This window comes from Novosphingobium anseongense, from assembly GCF_037482895.1.
Classification (GTDB): Bacteria; Pseudomonadota; Alphaproteobacteria; order Sphingomonadales; family Sphingomonadaceae; genus Novosphingobium; species Novosphingobium anseongense.
Genome location: NZ_JBBHJZ010000004.1, coordinates 60,409 through 75,212 on the forward strand (window position 1 = coordinate 60,409; position 14,804 = coordinate 75,212).

General features: G+C 67.0%; 17 protein-coding genes. 13 read left to right on the top strand and 4 right to left on the bottom strand.

Annotated features, from left to right (window positions below; genetic code table 11):
* The first annotated feature begins 66 nt into the window (after positions 1 to 66).
* The 9 genes from WG901_RS18090 to pal all read left to right on the top strand — a co-directional run bounded on the left by WG901_RS18090 (position 67) and on the right by pal (position 5,747).
* Complete coding sequence (locus WG901_RS18090; protein ID WP_417603538.1) at positions 67 to 240, top strand: PEP-CTERM sorting domain-containing protein; 174 nt, start codon at positions 67 to 69, stop codon at positions 238 to 240.
* A gap of 42 nt (positions 241 to 282) precedes the next feature.
* Entirely contained in the window at positions 283 to 603 is a 321-nt protein-coding gene (locus WG901_RS18095) for a phosphoribosyl-ATP diphosphatase (protein WP_339588511.1), read from the top strand.
* A 10-nt stretch (positions 604 to 613) separates the two neighbouring features.
* Positions 614 to 991, top strand: a complete 378-nt coding sequence (locus WG901_RS18100) for a histidine triad nucleotide-binding protein (protein ID WP_339588512.1) — start codon at positions 614 to 616, stop codon at positions 989 to 991.
* 115 nt (positions 992 to 1,106) lie between these two features.
* A complete protein-coding gene (locus tag WG901_RS18105) occupies positions 1,107 to 1,580 on the top strand; it encodes a YbgC/FadM family acyl-CoA thioesterase (protein WP_339588513.1) in 474 nt (157 codons plus the stop codon).
* Positions 1,577 to 2,302 carry a protein TolQ gene (gene tolQ, locus WG901_RS18110; protein WP_339588514.1) on the top strand — a complete coding sequence of 242 codons (726 nt, stop codon included), beginning with the start codon at positions 1,577 to 1,579 and terminating at the stop codon, positions 2,300 to 2,302. The genes WG901_RS18105 and tolQ overlap by 4 nt, the downstream gene beginning before the upstream one ends.
* A 3-nt stretch (positions 2,303 to 2,305) precedes the next feature.
* On the top strand, positions 2,306 to 2,791 hold the full coding sequence (locus WG901_RS18115) for an ExbD/TolR family protein (protein ID WP_339588515.1): 486 nt from the start codon (positions 2,306 to 2,308) through the stop codon (positions 2,789 to 2,791).
* Positions 2,792 to 2,801: 10 nt separating this feature from the next.
* Positions 2,802 to 3,734, top strand: a complete 933-nt coding sequence (locus WG901_RS18120) for a hypothetical protein (protein WP_339588516.1) — start codon at positions 2,802 to 2,804, stop codon at positions 3,732 to 3,734.
* Positions 3,731 to 5,134 (top strand): Tol-Pal system beta propeller repeat protein TolB, encoded by a 1,404-nt coding sequence (gene tolB / locus WG901_RS18125; protein WP_339588517.1) that lies wholly within the window; start codon positions 3,731 to 3,733, stop codon positions 5,132 to 5,134. The genes WG901_RS18120 and tolB overlap by 4 nt, the downstream gene beginning before the upstream one ends.
* Before the next feature lie 97 nt (positions 5,135 to 5,231).
* Positions 5,232 to 5,747: a peptidoglycan-associated lipoprotein Pal gene (pal, locus tag WG901_RS18130; RefSeq protein ID WP_339588518.1), complete on the top strand. Its 516-nt coding sequence runs from the start codon at positions 5,232 to 5,234 to the stop codon at positions 5,745 to 5,747.
* Between the two features lie 63 nt (positions 5,748 to 5,810).
* Here pal and WG901_RS18135 read toward each other — a convergent pair whose 3' ends face one another.
* Complete coding sequence (locus WG901_RS18135; protein ID WP_339588519.1) at positions 5,811 to 5,996, bottom strand: hypothetical protein; 186 nt, start codon at positions 5,994 to 5,996, stop codon at positions 5,811 to 5,813.
* Between the two features lie 143 nt (positions 5,997 to 6,139).
* Here WG901_RS18135 and WG901_RS18140 point away from each other — a divergent pair, with 143 nt between their 5' ends.
* A complete protein-coding gene (locus WG901_RS18140; RefSeq protein ID WP_339588520.1) occupies positions 6,140 to 6,673 on the top strand; it encodes a J domain-containing protein in 534 nt (177 codons plus the stop codon).
* A gap of 7 nt (positions 6,674 to 6,680) precedes the next feature.
* Here WG901_RS18140 and WG901_RS18145 read toward each other — a convergent pair whose 3' ends face one another.
* The 3 genes from WG901_RS18145 to pdeM all read right to left on the bottom strand — a co-directional run bounded on the left by WG901_RS18145 (position 6,681) and on the right by pdeM (position 9,446).
* Positions 6,681 to 7,934 carry an MFS transporter gene (locus WG901_RS18145; protein ID WP_339588521.1) on the bottom strand — a complete coding sequence of 418 codons (1,254 nt, stop codon included), beginning with the start codon at positions 7,932 to 7,934 and terminating at the stop codon, positions 6,681 to 6,683.
* A 182-nt stretch (positions 7,935 to 8,116) separates the two neighbouring features.
* A complete protein-coding gene (infC, locus tag WG901_RS18150; protein WP_339588522.1) occupies positions 8,117 to 8,638 on the bottom strand; it encodes a translation initiation factor IF-3 in 522 nt (173 codons plus the stop codon).
* A gap of 115 nt (positions 8,639 to 8,753) precedes the next feature.
* Entirely contained in the window at positions 8,754 to 9,446 is a 693-nt protein-coding gene (pdeM, locus tag WG901_RS18155) for a ligase-associated DNA damage response endonuclease PdeM (protein ID WP_339588523.1), read from the bottom strand.
* 44 nt (positions 9,447 to 9,490) lie between these two features.
* Here pdeM and hemF point away from each other — a divergent pair, with 44 nt between their 5' ends.
* The 3 genes from hemF to WG901_RS18170 all read left to right on the top strand — a co-directional run bounded on the left by hemF (position 9,491) and on the right by WG901_RS18170 (position 14,803).
* Positions 9,491 to 10,357 carry an oxygen-dependent coproporphyrinogen oxidase gene (gene hemF / locus WG901_RS18160; protein ID WP_339588524.1) on the top strand — a complete coding sequence of 289 codons (867 nt, stop codon included), beginning with the start codon at positions 9,491 to 9,493 and terminating at the stop codon, positions 10,355 to 10,357.
* A 100-nt stretch (positions 10,358 to 10,457) separates the two neighbouring features.
* Positions 10,458 to 13,844 (top strand): glycosyltransferase, encoded by a 3,387-nt coding sequence (locus WG901_RS18165; RefSeq protein WP_339588525.1) that lies wholly within the window; start codon positions 10,458 to 10,460, stop codon positions 13,842 to 13,844.
* Positions 13,845 to 14,032: 188 nt separating this feature from the next.
* Positions 14,033 to 14,803 (top strand): LuxR family transcriptional regulator, encoded by a 771-nt coding sequence (locus WG901_RS18170; RefSeq protein ID WP_339588526.1) that lies wholly within the window; start codon positions 14,033 to 14,035, stop codon positions 14,801 to 14,803.
* Position 14,804: the final 1 nt, after the last annotated feature.

Here is a 14,804-nt window from a genome sequence, read left to right on the forward strand (position 1 = left end):
AACCATCAAAGGTCGCGGTTTTCCGCCTGTTTGCACGGTTGGCTCGAAGCTTGCGTTAACAACCGTGTGGGTATGATCCGAACCTTGGGTATCTCGGCCGTCGTCAGTCTTCTGCTGGCGGGGCCGGCTCATGCCGCGGGCTCGATCCAATTGCCCGATCCCTCGGGCATCACGCTGTTCTCGCTCGGCATTGCGGGTCTGCTGATCGGCCGGCACTTCGCGGGCAAGCGCCGCGACTGAAGCCGGCTTGACCGCGCGCCGCCGCCGCCGCATGGCTTGGCGATGGCCGATGATACCCTGTCCCGCCTCGAAGCCGTGATCGCCGCGCGCCGCGATGCCGATCCCGATTCCAGCTATGTCGCCAAGCTCAACGCCAAGGGGCTCAAGAAGATCGCGCAGAAGCTGGGCGAGGAAGCGACCGAGACGGTGATCGCCGCGCTGGTCGAGGATCGCCAGGCGCTGGTGGGTGAGGCGGCCGATCTGCTGTTCCATCTCGTCGTCCTGCTGAATGCCAAGCAGGTGCCGCTCGCCGAGGTCTTTGCCGAACTCGAGCGCCGCGAGGGCACTTCGGGGATCGCCGAGAAGGCCTCACGCACGTCCTGAGGGAGTTTCCATGCCGATAGATCCGCGTCTGCCCTACGACGAGAACAACGTCTTCGCGAAGATCCTTCGTGGGGAAATTCCCAGCAAGAAGGTCTACGAGGACGATTTCGCGTTCGCCTTCCACGACATCAACCCGCAGGCGCCAGTCCACGTCCTGGTGATCCCCAAGGCGGCCTACGTGTCGTGGGACGATTTCACCCTGAAGGCGTCGGACGCCGAGATCGCCGGTTTTACCCGTGCGGTGGGCAGGGTCACGCGCGAACTCGAGCTCGATCAGCCCGGTTACCGGCTGATGGTCAACATGGGCGGGCACGGACACCAGGAGGTTCCGCACCTCCACGTCCACATCTTCGGCGGTCGCCAGTTTCGGGTGATGATCGGGGATTGATCGTCCCGTCGGGGCCTTCGGCGGGTCGATCCGCCGACCAATCGTGCCTGATTTGCTTCCGGACGACCGCCATGGGTTGCCCTGGGAGTCACCCGCCGTCTAAACGGTTCGTCGCATGACGTCGCTCCCCGAACCGACCAGCGGCCGTTTCGACGGACCCGTGCACCGCTTCGCGGTGCGCGCCTACTTCGAGGACACCGATCTCTCGGGCGTCGTCTACCACGCCAACTACCTGCGCTGGTTCGAGCGCGCGCGCTCCGACATGTTGCGCCTGCTCGGTATCGACCAGCGCGCCGCGCATGAGGCGGGCGAGGGTGCCTATGCCGTCGCCGACCTGTCGATCCGCTACCTTTCGCCCGCGCGGCTCGACGACGCCGTGCTGATCGAGACCCGCGCCGAAGAACTGCGCAAGGCCAGTTGCCGCATGCACCAGCTGGCCTGGCGGGGCGACCTGCTGCTCAGCGAGGCGCGGCTGCGCGTCGCCTTCGTCAGCCCTTCGGGGCGGCCGCGCGCGCAACCTTCCGCCTGGCTCGATGCTTTCGCCTCCATCCTTTCCGCTCCCGAACCCGCTTCCGAAGGACCCCAATGACGATCCTTTCCCTTCTTGCCGCCGCCACGACCACGGCCGTCGATGCCGCGGCCGGCGCGCCGACGCGGCTCAATCCGGTCAAGCTGTTCCTTGATGCCGATCTCGTCGTGCAGGTGGTGATGATCGGCCTGATCCTCGCCTCGGTGTGGGTCTGGATGATCATCGTCGGCTTCTCGCTGCGCATGGGCAACGTGCGCCGACGTTCTGCCGCCTATGAGGAGGATTTCTGGAAAGCGCGCGATTTCGAGGCGTTCCAGAACGAACGCGGACGTGGCGACGTGCCTTCTGCCAAGATCGCCGCGGCGGGCTTTGCCGAATGGAAGCGCTCGGCCACGGGCAAGTCCGTCGATCGCGAGGGTGCGCGCCAGCGGCTGACCCTGGCGATCGATTCCGCCGTGGCGCAGGAGGCGGACAATCTGGCCAACAGGTTGAACTTCCTCGCGACCGTCGGCTCGGTCGCGCCCTTCGTTGGTCTCTTCGGCACGGTCTGGGGCATCATGAACAGCTTCTTCCAGATCGGCCAGCAGCAGAATTCCTCGCTCGCGGTCGTGGCACCGGGCATTTCGGAAGCGCTGTTCGCCACGGCGATCGGCCTTTTCGCGGCGATCCCGGCGGTCATCGCCTACAACCGCTTCTCGCACCGCGTGAACGGCTTCGAGGCCAGCCTTCAGCGCTTCGGCGATCGCTTCCACGCCAGCCTCAGCCGTCAGCTGGAGGGCTGAGGCATGGCGATGGGTTTTGCAGGAGGCGGCGGAAGCCGTCGCCGCCGCGGACGCGGCGGGCGAGCGGCGATGTCGGAGATCAACGTCACGCCGCTGGTCGACGTGATGCTCGTGCTGCTGATCATCTTCATGGTCACGGCGCCGCTGCTCAAGGCCGGCGTGCCGGTCGAACTTCCCGAGAGCCGCGCCAAGGCGCTGTCCGAGGAGAAGGAGCAGATCACGGTGACCGTCGCGCGTGACGGTCAGGTCTATATCGACGATGATCCGGTGGCGCCGGGCGAACTCGGCGACCGGCTGGAAAGCGTGCCGCCGGCACCCGACGGCAAGCCGCCGCTGGTGACCTTGCGGGCCGACAAGGCGATCGACTGGGGCCGGGCCATGGCGGTCATGGGCGAACTCAACCGCGCCGGCTTTACCTCGATCTCGCTGGTGACCACGGCCACCGGCACCGAACCCGCGGTAATCCGCGGTTCAGACGCGCCCGAATAGCGGTTTGACGATGGCAGCGGTCGCCCTTCGCAACGAGGAACGCATCGGTCTGGGCGTGGCCGTGGTGCTGCACGTCGGGCTCGTGGCGGCGCTGCTGTGGCACCCGCGCGGCGCGCCTGCGGTCATGCCGCCCGACCGGATCGAAGTGACGCTCAGCGACCAGGTCGCGGAGACCTCGACCTCGCCAGAGCCGGCAGCAGAGGCCGCGCCCGACATTGCGCCGACGATCGGTGAACCGGCACCGGCCGAGCCCGAGCCGGCTCCGCCCGAACCGAAGCCCGAGCCGCCCAAGCCGCAACCCAAGGCGGTTCCGCCGCCGCCCGCACCACGACCGGCTCCGGCGCCGCGGCCGGTGCCCAAGCCGACCTCGCGACCGCAGCCGCCCAAGCCCGTGGCCAAGCCGACCGTGCGCCCGCAGCCGCGTCCGAGCGCGGCACCGGCGCGTCCCGCAGCCCGCCCGAATGCCACCCCGGCGCGTCCGGCGGCACGCCCCAATGCGGCGCCGGCGCGCCCGAATCCGCGTCCTGCTGGCGCGACCCGCGTCGGCGACGATTTCCTCAAGGGCGTTCCCGGCGCGCAGAGTGTGGCGCGCTCGAACAGCCCACCGGCGCAGGTCGCCGGCCCGCAGGTCACGGCCTCGCTGCTTGGCGCGATCTCGCGCGCGCTGCGGCCGCACTGGCAGGGGAAGGTGCCCGAGGGCGCCGATTCCGAAAAGCTGATCACCGTGCTGCGCTGGAGCCTCAACCGGGACGGCTCGCTCGCCGGGCGGCCCGAGGTCGTGCGCCAGGAAGGCATTACCGACGCGAACCGTCCGCAGGCGGCGCGCCATGCCGAGCAGGCGATCCGTGCCGTTCAGCTCGCGGCGCCGTTCGACTTGCCCGACGAATATTACAACACCTGGAAGCGGGTCACGATCCGCTTCGACAAGAGGCTCTCGCAATGACCATCCGTAATCTCCTTCTCGCCGCCACCGCGCTCGCGCTGGCGAGCCCGGTCTGGGCTCAGTCGGCGCCGACGATCACGCCGCAGCCCGTCGTGCCGACAGCGCCAGCCCCGACCGTAGACGACGATGGTGGATTGAGCGGCACCGTCTCGGACGAGGCCGCATGGCAGGACCTGGGCATCGCCATCACCGCCTTCGCCACCGACCAGGACCTGCCGACGCAGACCAACGCGGGCACGACCGCCTCGCTAGGCCGCGCATTGTCCGACGTGATTTCCGCCGATCTGCGCAACAACGGCCTGTTCAAGCCCTCGGGTCCGGCCGGCCTGCCGCAACCCGCCTATCCGCAGGTGCAGTCGCCCGACTATCCGGTCTGGTCGGCGCGCAGTGCGGAAATGCTGGTCCAGGGCTATGTCCGCCAGAACACCGACGGCACCCTGACGATCGGTTGCTATCTCTACGACGTCCAGCTCAAGCAGCAGCTCGTGAAGGGCGGCTGGCAGGTCGGCCCGTCCGACTGGCGTCGCGCCGCGCACAAGTGCTCGGACATGGTCTATTCGCGCCTCTCGGGCGAGAGCCCGTTCTTCGATTCTAAGATCGCCTACATTGCCGAGACCGGACCGAAGAACCGCCGCATGAAGCGGTTGGCGATCATGGATTCGGACGGTGCCAACCACCGCTACCTGACCAGCGGCCAGGCGACCGCGCTGACCCCGCGCTATTCGCCCGACTACAAGCAGATCCTCTATCTGTCGTACCTCAACGGCAATCCGCGCATCTACGTCTACGATCTGTCGACCAACCAGCAGCGCCTGATCACCGAGAACCGCTATCCGACTTTCGCGCCGCGCTGGTCGCCCGACGGCAAGACCATCCTCTATTCGATGGCGATTGCCGGCAATACCGACATCTACAAGATCTCGGCGGCGGGCGGCGGCAGCGCGGTCAAGCTGACCGACAGTCCCGGCCTCGACGTCGGCGGTTCGTTCTCGCCCGACGGCTCCAAGATCGTGTTCGAAAGCGATCGTTCGGGCAGCCAGCAGGTCTACGTGATGAATGCCGACGGTTCGGACCAGAAGCGCATCAGCTTCTTCGGTGGTCGCGCCGCCACGCCCGAATGGAGCCCGCGCGGCGATCAGATCGCTTTCACCCACATCGCCGGCAACCTGCGCGTCGGGGTAATGAGCCCGGGCGGCGGATCCATGCGCCACCTGACCGATAGCTGGCAGGACGAGGCGCCGACCTGGGCGCCGAACGGACGCATCATCCAGTTTTTCCGCACGGAGAAGAACTCGGGCAAGGCGACGATCTGGCAGGTGGACCTGACCGGACGCAACGAGCGCAAGCTGCCGACCCCGGCCGATGCGTCCGATCCCGCCTGGGGACCGATTCAGCCCTGAGGCGTTCATCGCCTCTTGGCACCAACCTGTCGTTCATGTGTTACACTCTACACACATGAGCTTCTTGACTGTTTTCGCTGTGAAAAAGGAGAACGCGATGTTCGGGCGATCGAAATTTGGCGCCGCCGCCTGCCTTGTGGCCGGCTCTCTCGCAATGTCGGCCTGCGCCAGCAAGGCGCCCAAGCAGCTGCCGCCCGAACCGAGCGGCGTCGCGACGCAGACCGATGACGGCGCGAACCGCATCATTCCTGGCAGTCAGGCTGATTTCGTCCAGCAAATGGCCGGCCAGGACACGATCTATTTCGACACCGACAAGTACAATATCGACAGCGTCGATGCCTCCGCGCTGCAAACCCAGGCGCAGTGGCTGATCAAGTATCCGGCCAAGCGTGCAACCGTCGAGGGCCATGCCGACGAGCGTGGCACGCGCGACTACAACCTCGCGCTGGGCGAGCGTCGTGCCAATTCGGCGAAGAACTATCTTGTCAGCCTCGGCGTCGACGCTTCGCGCGTGACCACGGTCAGCTACGGCAAGGAGCGCCCGATCGCGCTCGGTTCGGACGAGGAAAGCTGGGCCAAGAACCGCCGCGCGGTCACGGTCACCATCGACTGACTATTTTCGGGCGGTTGCCGATTTTCGAGAGCCCTCCTCCTCGCGGGGAGGGCTTTCTGACGTTCAGCGCAGGAAGGTCGGCAAGGTCGAGAGCGCGGGCAGCGCCGATACCGAGACCTGGAACGGGCTTTCGACCGCGGTCGAATCCTCAAGCAGCATGGGCTCGCGAACCGCGCTCGTGCCGAGCAGAACGTAGGCCGCCATCATGAAGATGGAGAACGCTGCCGACAGGGTCAGTTGCTTGCTCATGACGTACCTCAATGGCTCAGCCTACCATAGTAAGGTAGGTTACTAGATATTGCAATGCAGCACGTAGCCTCGGGAGCGTTAATCTTTCCTGAAGCAGGCTCAAGCCTTGCGCTGCCCTGGGCAGGGCGCCTATCTCCCTCGCGATGAATCGCGCGCGCCGATCCAATGACTGGGGCTTTCCCCGCTGGCGAGGCTATGAGGCCGGGCGCGAGGCTGCACAGATCCGCCTTTGCGATCGTGCCGGCTGCACCGATACCGGCGATTGTCCGGCGCCGAAATCACCCAACAGCCCCGATCGCTGGTATTTCTGCCAGAAGCACGCAGCCGAATACAATTCGGGCTGGGACTATTTCGCGGGCCTGACCGCCGAAGAGGCCGCGGCGCGCGAGAGCGACGAGAAGCGCGACAATTCGGGCTATCGCGAATCGGCGCACAACGCCTGGGCCGGTCCCGGTGACGGCAGCCGGAGCCGCGACGAACTGCGCGCGCTCGAAGTGCTGGGGCTCGACCCCGACGCCGAATTCGACGCCGTGCGGAAAGCCTGGCGCAGCAAGGCCAAGGAAGTGCACCCCGACGTGCGCCCCAACGATGCCGAGGCTGCCAAGGCCTTCCAGGCGCTCCAGTTGGCCTACGAAGTCCTCCGCGCCGCCGAGGAGCGGCGCGAGTGGAAGGGCTGAGCTAGCCTCAGGCCGCTCCACCCGGCGCCACGGCCACCGGCACCGTCTCTTCAATCGCTTGCGCCTGTTCGCCGGGGCCGCGGCCCTTGCCGAGCAGCAGGAGCAGCGTTGCGCCGACGAGCACGCCGACCCCGGCGATGACCAGATAGAGCTCGTAGCCGCCGGTCTTCTCCATCGTCAGCCCCAGCAGCAGCGCGCCCGAGGCGGTCGAGAAAGAGGTGCAGAAGGTCAGCAAGCCCATGACCGAACTGTAGACGTTCACCCCGAAATGGCGGGCAACGAGGAAGCCGACGATGTCGCCCTCGGCACCGAACGAAAAGCCGATGCAGAAGACGGCGAAGGTCAGCACCGCAGGGGCGTCCCAGGTCGAGGCGATCAGGAACAGACCCACGCTGGGCAGGCCCAGGGTCACGAAAGAGACCAGGTCGGCGCGGAAGCGGTCGAGCGATACGCCGGCCACGAAGCGTCCGGCCAACATGCCGATCGACATCGTTGCCAGCATCACGCCGGCGCCTTCGCCACTGATGCCATTGGCCAGCATCAGCAGCTTCAACTGCACGAGCATGATCGTGGCGGGCAGGTTGCACAGCAGCATGGCGCCGACCAGGCACCAGAAGGCGGGCTTGCGGAAGATGATCGGATAGTCGTCGCGCGCGCGGCGCTTCTTGGGGGTGGGGGTATCTGCCTGTGCTTTCGCCGTCCGCTTTTCGGGCGGGATCAGCAGGAAAACCACGACCCCGGCGATCGCGGCGAAGACGGCCAGCGCCTGATAACTCGCCTGCCAGCCGTGCGCCTCGACATAATGGTTGAGCACCGGCCCCATGATCACGCCCGAAACCGCCGGGCCCGAGGCGGCGATGGCCAGCGCGAGTCCGCGCGCCTTCACGACGTGCTGGACGACCAGGCGGGTATAGACCGTCGAGGTCGTGGTGACGCAGAGCAGGCTCTGAACGAAGAAGATCACGATGTAGGTCGAGAGCGCGCCGTCCATCAGGCTGTAGGCCAGATAGGCGAGCGGCAAGGTCGTCATGCCGATCAGCGCGGTGAAGCGCACGCCGAGCACGTCGGCGAGGCGGCCAATGATCGGGAAGGCGAAGGAGGTGAACAGCGCAATCGAGCCGACCTTGGCGAAATCGGCGGGCGACCAGTGATTGCCGGAGATCAGCGAGGGGGCGAGCGCGGTGGTGACCGGACCGGCCATCGACATGCCGGTCGCGAGGCCGAGCGTCGCCGCGAGCAGGGGGCGCCAGGCGGCGCGCAATTCGCCCAGGTAGCTGATGTCTCTCTCCCGCTTTTGAACTCTTGTTTAGCGGTTCCTACGCGCGGCTTGCGCGCAGGGTCAAGCGTTCCGCCTGCGAGAAACGATAGGTCCTCATTTTTGTATGGAGCACGCGCATCATGGCGCGGCGCGTCTCCCTCTCCCGCCGGGAGAGGGAGGCAGGCTCACTTGGGCGAAAGCACCATGAGCATCTGGCGGCCTTCCATGCGCGGATAGGCTTCGACCTTGGCGATTTCGGCAACGTCTTCCTGCACGCGCTTGAGCAGGTTCATGCCGTGCTGCTGGTGCGAGAATTCGCGGCCACGGAAGCGCAGCGTCACCTTGACCTTGTCGCCATCCTCGATGAAGCGCTGCACGTTGCGCATCTTCACGTCGTAGTCGTGGTCGTCGATGTTGGGACGCATCTTGATCTCTTTGATCTCTTGCGTCTTCTGCGTCTTGCGCGCGAGATTCGCCTTCTTCTGCGCCTCGTAGCGGAACTTGCCTACGTCGAGGAACTTGCAGACCGGCGGATCGGCGTTGGGCGAAACCTCGACCAGGTCCAGGCCGACTCCGGCCGCCTGCTCAATGGCCTCGCGCGTGTACATGACGCCCAGATTCTCACCGTCCTGGTCGATGACGCGAACTTTGTCGCTTTGAATCATATTGTTGTAGCGCGGCCCGCTCTTGACGGGCGGGGTCATCATGCGCCGGGGTGGGGGTGCTATAGTCAATTCTCCTGAAACGTCTTCGCGGCTCCTTAGATCGAATCGCGCAAGCAAGGAAAGTGGGAATTATCGGCCGTTATGCAAGCCGTGCCGATCAGGCGGCGGCGCGCCACAGCGGATATTGCAGGAGCCGGCCCCGCGCGGGCAGCACGGCGTCGATCGCGCGGGCCGGCTGCATCGCCGCCAGGATCGCCGGATCGGCCGCATCCATGCCGCCGGTCAGCGCGCCGAAAGCGGGCAGGATCAGCCGCTGCTCGCTCATCACGGCGCAAGGCCGGGCGATCCGCCGGCCGCGCGCCGAGAGCATCAGGCGCGGGTGGAAATGGCCCGAAAGCTCGGGGCGGGTCTCGCCGGCCGCGGCCTTGTGGCGCAGGATCAGCCCGCCCGAGGCGACCTCGTCGGCCAGCGCGCCGCCGGCGATCTCTTCCGCGCCACTTTGACCTATTGGGGCATCATGGTTGCCCGTGATCCAGACCCAGTCGAGCGCGCGGGTCAGCGCCGCGAGCATTCCCGCAGCATGCGGTTCGAGCCGCAGGCTGCCTTTGCCGTCGTGGAAATTGTCGCCGAGCGCATAGACCCGCCGGGCGCCGGTCTCGCGCACGGCCAGGGCCAGTCGTTCGAGCGTCTCGCGGCTGTCGTAGGGCGGGAGCAACTGGCCGTGGCTGGCGAAGAAGCTCGCTTTCTCGAGATGGAGGTCGGCGACGAGCAGCGCCTGTTCGCGCGGCCAGAACAGCGCACGGCCATCGACCAGCCGCATCTCCTCACCAGCGAACGAAAAGGGAACCATGCACCGGCCTTGCCGCAGCGGCCGGGTTTTGGCAAGCGGTCCCGATGACCGACTGGACTCCCTACACCGCCCGCGCCCGCGACTGGTTCGCGCAGCTGCGCGATTCGATCTGCGCCGAGTTCGAGGCGATCGAGCGCGAGGCCGGCAGCGATGCGGCTTTCGATTACACGCCGTGGCAGCGTGCCGCGGTCGAGGGCGGTGAAGCCGGCGAGACCGGCGGCGGCACGCGCGGGCTGATGAAGGGCAAGGTCTTCGAGAAGGTCGGGGTCAACATCTCCTCGGTCGTTGGCGACCTGGCGACCGACTTTGCCGGCACGATCAACGGCGCCTCGGCGGACAAGCCGGCCTTCTCGGCGACGGGCATCAGCCTCGTCGCGCATATGGCCAATCCGCACGTGCCCGCCGTGCACATGAACACGCGCTTCCTGACGACGACCAAGGCCTGGTTCGGCGGCGGCGCGGATCTCAACCCGCCGCTTCCCTACGACGAGGACACCGCCGAGTTCCACGCCGAATTCCAGGCCGCCTGCGACGCGCATGGGCCGGGCTATTACGATCGCTACAAGGCCTGGGCCGACGAATACTTCTACATCCCGCACCGCAAGGTCCACCGCGGCGTCGGCGGCATCTTCTACGACCATCTCGAATGCGCCGACGAGGCCGCCTGGGAAGCGAACTTCGCTTTCACCCAGGCGGTGGGCCGGGCGTTCCTCGCGGTGTTCCCGCGGCTCGTGCGGCGGCGCATGGGGATGGAGTTCACCCCGGCGGACAAGCTCCAACAGCTCGAATGGCGCGGCCGCTATGCCGAGTTCAACCTGGTCTACGACCGCGGCACGCTGTTCGGGCTCAAGACCGGCGGCAACATCGACGCGATCCTTATGAGCCTGCCGCCCGAAGCCGTCTGGAGCTGATTTTCCGCGAAAAAGTCCAATTCCCGAGGATGATGGTTAAGGGAGAATTAGCCATTATCCCTTAGCGCGCTGCTGACATAAACCAGCAGTGGCGGGCGCGTTGGACTTCCAGATTTTTCACGATCCCAGCGGCCGTCGCGCCGTGCGCGTCCGCGCGACCACCTGGGCGATAGGCATAGTCCTGGCGATAGCCGCGACGATCCTGCTTGCCGAAGTGCTGTTCATGGAGCGGCATGTCGCGCCCAGCTTCGTCAGCGCCCAGGCGGCCGAGCGCCCCAGACCGGTCGCGACCGGACCCGTTACCACCGATTCGATGCCCGGCGCCTGGCTTCCCGCCGCCGCCGTGACGCGCGCCGCCGCGACCGAGCGCGTCGGTTTCTACATGCCCTGGGACGAGGCGGGCCGCAGCTCGCTCGCCGCCCATGTCGACCAGCTCGACTGGGTCGCCGCGGGCCTCGCCAGCGTCCACGGCCGCGATCACGCCTGGCGTTACGAGAGCGATGCGCACCTGCGCGAAGTCCTGGACGGGCAGAGCCAGGCCAAGCTGCTGGTGATGATCCAGAATGTCGACGATGCCGGCACCTGGGACGGCCGCAACAGCGCGCGGCTCTTCGCCGACCCTGCGGCGCGCGGGCGCTTCATCGCCAAGGTCGAGCGGACGCTGATTTCCGAGCGCGCCGCCGGCGTGGTGCTCGACATCGAGGACCTGCCGGCCGACGCCCATCCCGCCTATCTGGCCTTCCTCAAGGACATCCACGACCGCTTCGCCGCGCGCGGGCTGATCGTGACGATCGCCGCGCCCGTCGCCGATCCCGCCTGGAACCTCGCCGCCTATGCCGCGGTCACCGATCGCATCTTCCTGATGGCCTACGACGAGCACTGGCCCGGCGGCGAGCCCGGACCGATCGCCTCGCAGCCCTGGTTCGCGCGCCATCTCGCCGCGGCTGTCCAAGCCGTGGGGCAGGACAAGGCGGTGGTCGCGCTCGGCAACTACGCCTACGACTGGGGCCATGGCCGCGCCGAAGGCGTGACCGTCGCCCAGGCCTGGGACAAGGCGGTCGCCGCGGGCGTGCGCCCGGCGTTCGATCCGCAGACCGGCAACAGCCACTTCTCCTACGAGGAAGCCGGCGTCCGTCATCAGGTCTGGATGCTCGATGCGATCGCCAGCTGGAACCAGCTCGAGGTCGCCCGGCGTCTCGGCGCGGGCGGCGTGGCGCTCTGGCGCCTCGGCAGCGAGGATCCCGGTTTCTGGACCGCGCTGGCGACGCCGCGCGGTGGCCAGCCGGCCTTCGATCACCTGCCTACGCAGGATACGGTCGAGCTGATCGGCAAGGGCGAGGTCCTGCGCCTCGCCAGCGCTGCGCAGCCCGGCCGCCGCGAAGGCGTGCCTGGCACCGACGGGCTGATCCGTCAGGCCAGCTATGAAGCGCTGCCGACGACCAACCAGGTTCAGCGTGCCGGCCATAACCGCCGCCTCGTCGCGCTGACCTTCGACGACGGCCCCGACCGCGACTGGACGCCGCGGATCCTCGATATCCTCAAGCGCGAGAAGGCGGCCGCGACCTTCTTCGTTACCGGCGCCAATGCGCTGGGCGAACCCGATCTGCTGCGCCGGATCATCGCCGAGGGTTCCGAGCTCGGCAACCATTCGACCACCCACGCCGATCTCGATCGCCTGCCCGAATCGGCGATCCAGCTCGAGCTCAACACCACGCAGCGGCTGGTCGAGAGCTATACCGGCCGCTCCATGCGGCTGTTCCGCGCGCCCTATCTGGGCGACGCCGATCCCAACACGCCCGAAGAGCTGCGCGCCGCGCGCGTCGCGGCCGACATGGGCTATCTCTCGGTCGGCCTGAACGTCGATCCGCTCGACTGGTCCGAGACCGACGCGCGGACGATCGTCGCCAAGACCGTTGCGCAGGTCGAATCGGGCAATGCTCAGCGTTCGACCCAGATCGTCCTGCTCCACGACAGCGGCGGCGATCGCACCGCCACGGTCGAGGCGCTGCCCGCGATCATCCGCGAGCTGCGCGCGCGCGGTTATGAGTTCGTCACGGTCTCGCGCCTCGCCGGACTCGAGCGCGACGCGGTCATGCCGCCGCTGCAGGGGACGCAGCAGGTCGTCGCGCAGGGCGCGGGCGGTCTGTTCGCCGGGCTTTCCGGGGGCGCCAAAGCGCTGTTCGTGTTGTTCCTCACCGCGATCGGTCTAGGCATCGCGCGTTCGCTCGTGCTCACCGTGCTCGCCTGCCGCCAGGCGCGCGGCTATCGCGCGCCTGATCCGGCGCCGCATCTGGTGCCGAGCTTCGTCTCGGTGCTGATCCCCGCCTACAACGAAGAGATGGTGATCGAATCGTCGGTGCGCCGCATCCTCGCCAGCACGGGTCCGCGCGTCGAAGTCATCGTCATCGACGACGGCTCAGCCGATCGCACCTCGGAAATCGTCGACCAGGCTTTCGCGATCGATCCGCGCGTCACGCTGCTGACGATCTCCAACGGCGGCAAGGCCAACGCGCTCAACCAGGGGCTCAAGATCGCCAAGGGCGACGTCGTCATCGCGCTCGACGCCGATACCCAGTTCGAAGCCGACACGATCGCCAAGCTCGCGCGCTGGTTCGCCGATCCCGCAATCGGCGCGGTCGCGGGCAATGCCAAGATCGGCAACCGCATCAACCTCGTCACGCGCTGGCAGGCGATCGAATATATCACCGCGCAGGGGCTCGAGCGCCGCGCGCTCTCGGCGCTCGACGCGATCACCGTCGTGCCCGGCGCCGTCGGCGCCTGGCGCCGCACCGCGCTCGACGCGGTCGGCGGCTATCCGGCCGACACCCTGGCCGAAGACCAGGATCTGACCATCGCCATCCAGCGTGAAGGCTGGAAGGTCGCCTGCGATGTCGACGCGATCGCCTGGACCGAAGCGCCCGAGACCTTCCGCTCGTTGTTCAAGCAGCGCTACCGCTGGGCCTATGGCACCTTGCAGTGCCTGTGGAAGCACCGTGGCGCGCTGGTTACCGGCCAGCCGCGCGGGCTCGCCCGCTTCGGCATGCCGCAGGCCTGGCTGTTCCAGATCCTGTTCAGCCTGATCTCGCCGATCATCGACCTCGCGCTCGTCGCCAGCCTGATCGACACCGGTCTGCGCGTGATCAACCACGGCCTGCCGGCGATGCAGGGCGACCTGCTGACGATCCTCGGCTTCTGGGCGGCCTTCACCGCGATCGATCTCGCCTGCGGCTGGATCGCCTATCGCCTCGACGGTCGCGAGCAGGGCTTCCCGGCGCTGAGGCTGCTGATGCAGCGCTTCGGCTATCGCCAGCTGCTCTACGCCGTCGTGCTCAAGGCGGTCTTCGCCGCGCTCAGCGGGCCGCGGGTGGGCTGGGGCAAGCTCGAACGCAGCGGCCAGGTCACCTTGGATCCGGTGATGGACGAGAACGCGGCTGCCGTGGCGAGCCTGCCGACTTCCTCGGTCGCAACCCTGCCGATGGCCGCCTGACGGGGATCCACGCCGCCTCGGCCCGCTTCACTCATCGCCTGAGGGCGGCATTTGTGCCGATCGGGGACTTTTGATCTCTTTTGCACAGACACTCGTAAGACTCGGAATAATATAGGCTTGCCGTGGTGGCCGAAAAACCGCCATTATGGACCTTACCAACAGCAAGTCGCACAAACCGAGCCTTTGCCATGTCAAAGCTCCAAGACGTACAGTCGTTTATTGATCTCTCACGTGGCGTCAGGACGCCCGGCGATTTGCATTGCCTGATGCAGGACATCACGCGCGAGATGAATTTCGATCATTTCGCGCTCGTCCATCACGTCGATCTGCGACCGATGGGGACGATGATCGAACACGTCGTGACAGAGGATTTCGTCGCGCTCAGCGACTACCCGCAGGCCTGGGTCGATCAGTACATCAACGACGACATCGTCAGCAACGATCCGATCCTGCTTGCCGCGCAAAGGTCGGCCGTCGGTTTCGGCTGGGATCAGGTCGGCGAACTCATCACGGTTACCGCGGCGCATCGCGAACTGACCGAGCGCACGCGCAAGGCCGGGATCGTCGACGGCTTCACCGTGCCGGCCAACGTCCCCGGTGAGCTCAACGGCTCGTGCAACTTCGCGATGGGGACCGGGCACGAGGTGCCGCGCGACAATTTCCCGATGGCGCAGCTCGTCGGTTCCTTCGCCTTCCAGGCGGCGCGGACCTTGGTCTCGGCCATGCGTCGCCTGCCCGATCAGGCGCCGGTCAAGCTGACCCAGCGCCAGCTCGAATGCATCGCGCTGGTGGCGCGCGGCAAGTCCGACTGGGAGATCGCCAAGATCCTCGGCCTCTCGCAGTCCACGGTCACCACCTATATCCAGACCGCGCGCGAACGCTACGACGTGTCGACGCGCATCCAGGTGGTGCTGCGCGCGCTCTACGACGGCTCGCTGCCGTTCAGCGAGCTGTTCTAGG

Excerpts from the sequence above, each read along its gene's own strand:
- WG901_RS18100 (WP_339588512.1), top strand. The coding sequence starts at position 614 with ATGCCGATAGATCCGCGTCTGCCCTACGACGAGAACAACGTCTTCGCG.
- WG901_RS18115 (WP_339588515.1), top strand. The coding sequence starts at position 2,306 with ATGGCGATGGGTTTTGCAGGAGGCGGCGGAAGCCGTCGCCGCCGCGGA.
- WG901_RS18140 (WP_339588520.1), top strand. The coding sequence starts at position 6,140 with ATGAATCGCGCGCGCCGATCCAATGACTGGGGCTTTCCCCGCTGGCGA.
- infC (WP_339588522.1), bottom strand. The coding sequence starts at position 8,638 with ATGATGACCCCGCCCGTCAAGAGCGGGCCGCGCTACAACAATATGATT.
- tolQ (WP_339588514.1), top strand. The coding sequence starts at position 1,577 with ATGACGATCCTTTCCCTTCTTGCCGCCGCCACGACCACGGCCGTCGAT.
- WG901_RS18095 (WP_339588511.1), top strand. The coding sequence starts at position 283 with ATGGCCGATGATACCCTGTCCCGCCTCGAAGCCGTGATCGCCGCGCGC.
- pdeM (WP_339588523.1), bottom strand. The coding sequence starts at position 9,446 with ATGGTTCCCTTTTCGTTCGCTGGTGAGGAGATGCGGCTGGTCGATGGC.
- hemF (WP_339588524.1), top strand. The coding sequence starts at position 9,491 with ATGACCGACTGGACTCCCTACACCGCCCGCGCCCGCGACTGGTTCGCG.
- tolB (WP_339588517.1), top strand. The coding sequence starts at position 3,731 with ATGACCATCCGTAATCTCCTTCTCGCCGCCACCGCGCTCGCGCTGGCG.
- WG901_RS18105 (WP_339588513.1), top strand. The coding sequence starts at position 1,107 with ATGACGTCGCTCCCCGAACCGACCAGCGGCCGTTTCGACGGACCCGTG.
- WG901_RS18135 (WP_339588519.1), bottom strand. The coding sequence starts at position 5,996 with ATGAGCAAGCAACTGACCCTGTCGGCAGCGTTCTCCATCTTCATGATG.
- WG901_RS18120 (WP_339588516.1), top strand. The coding sequence starts at position 2,802 with ATGGCAGCGGTCGCCCTTCGCAACGAGGAACGCATCGGTCTGGGCGTG.
- WG901_RS18170 (WP_339588526.1), top strand. The coding sequence starts at position 14,033 with ATGTCAAAGCTCCAAGACGTACAGTCGTTTATTGATCTCTCACGTGGC.
- pal (WP_339588518.1), top strand. The coding sequence starts at position 5,232 with ATGTTCGGGCGATCGAAATTTGGCGCCGCCGCCTGCCTTGTGGCCGGC.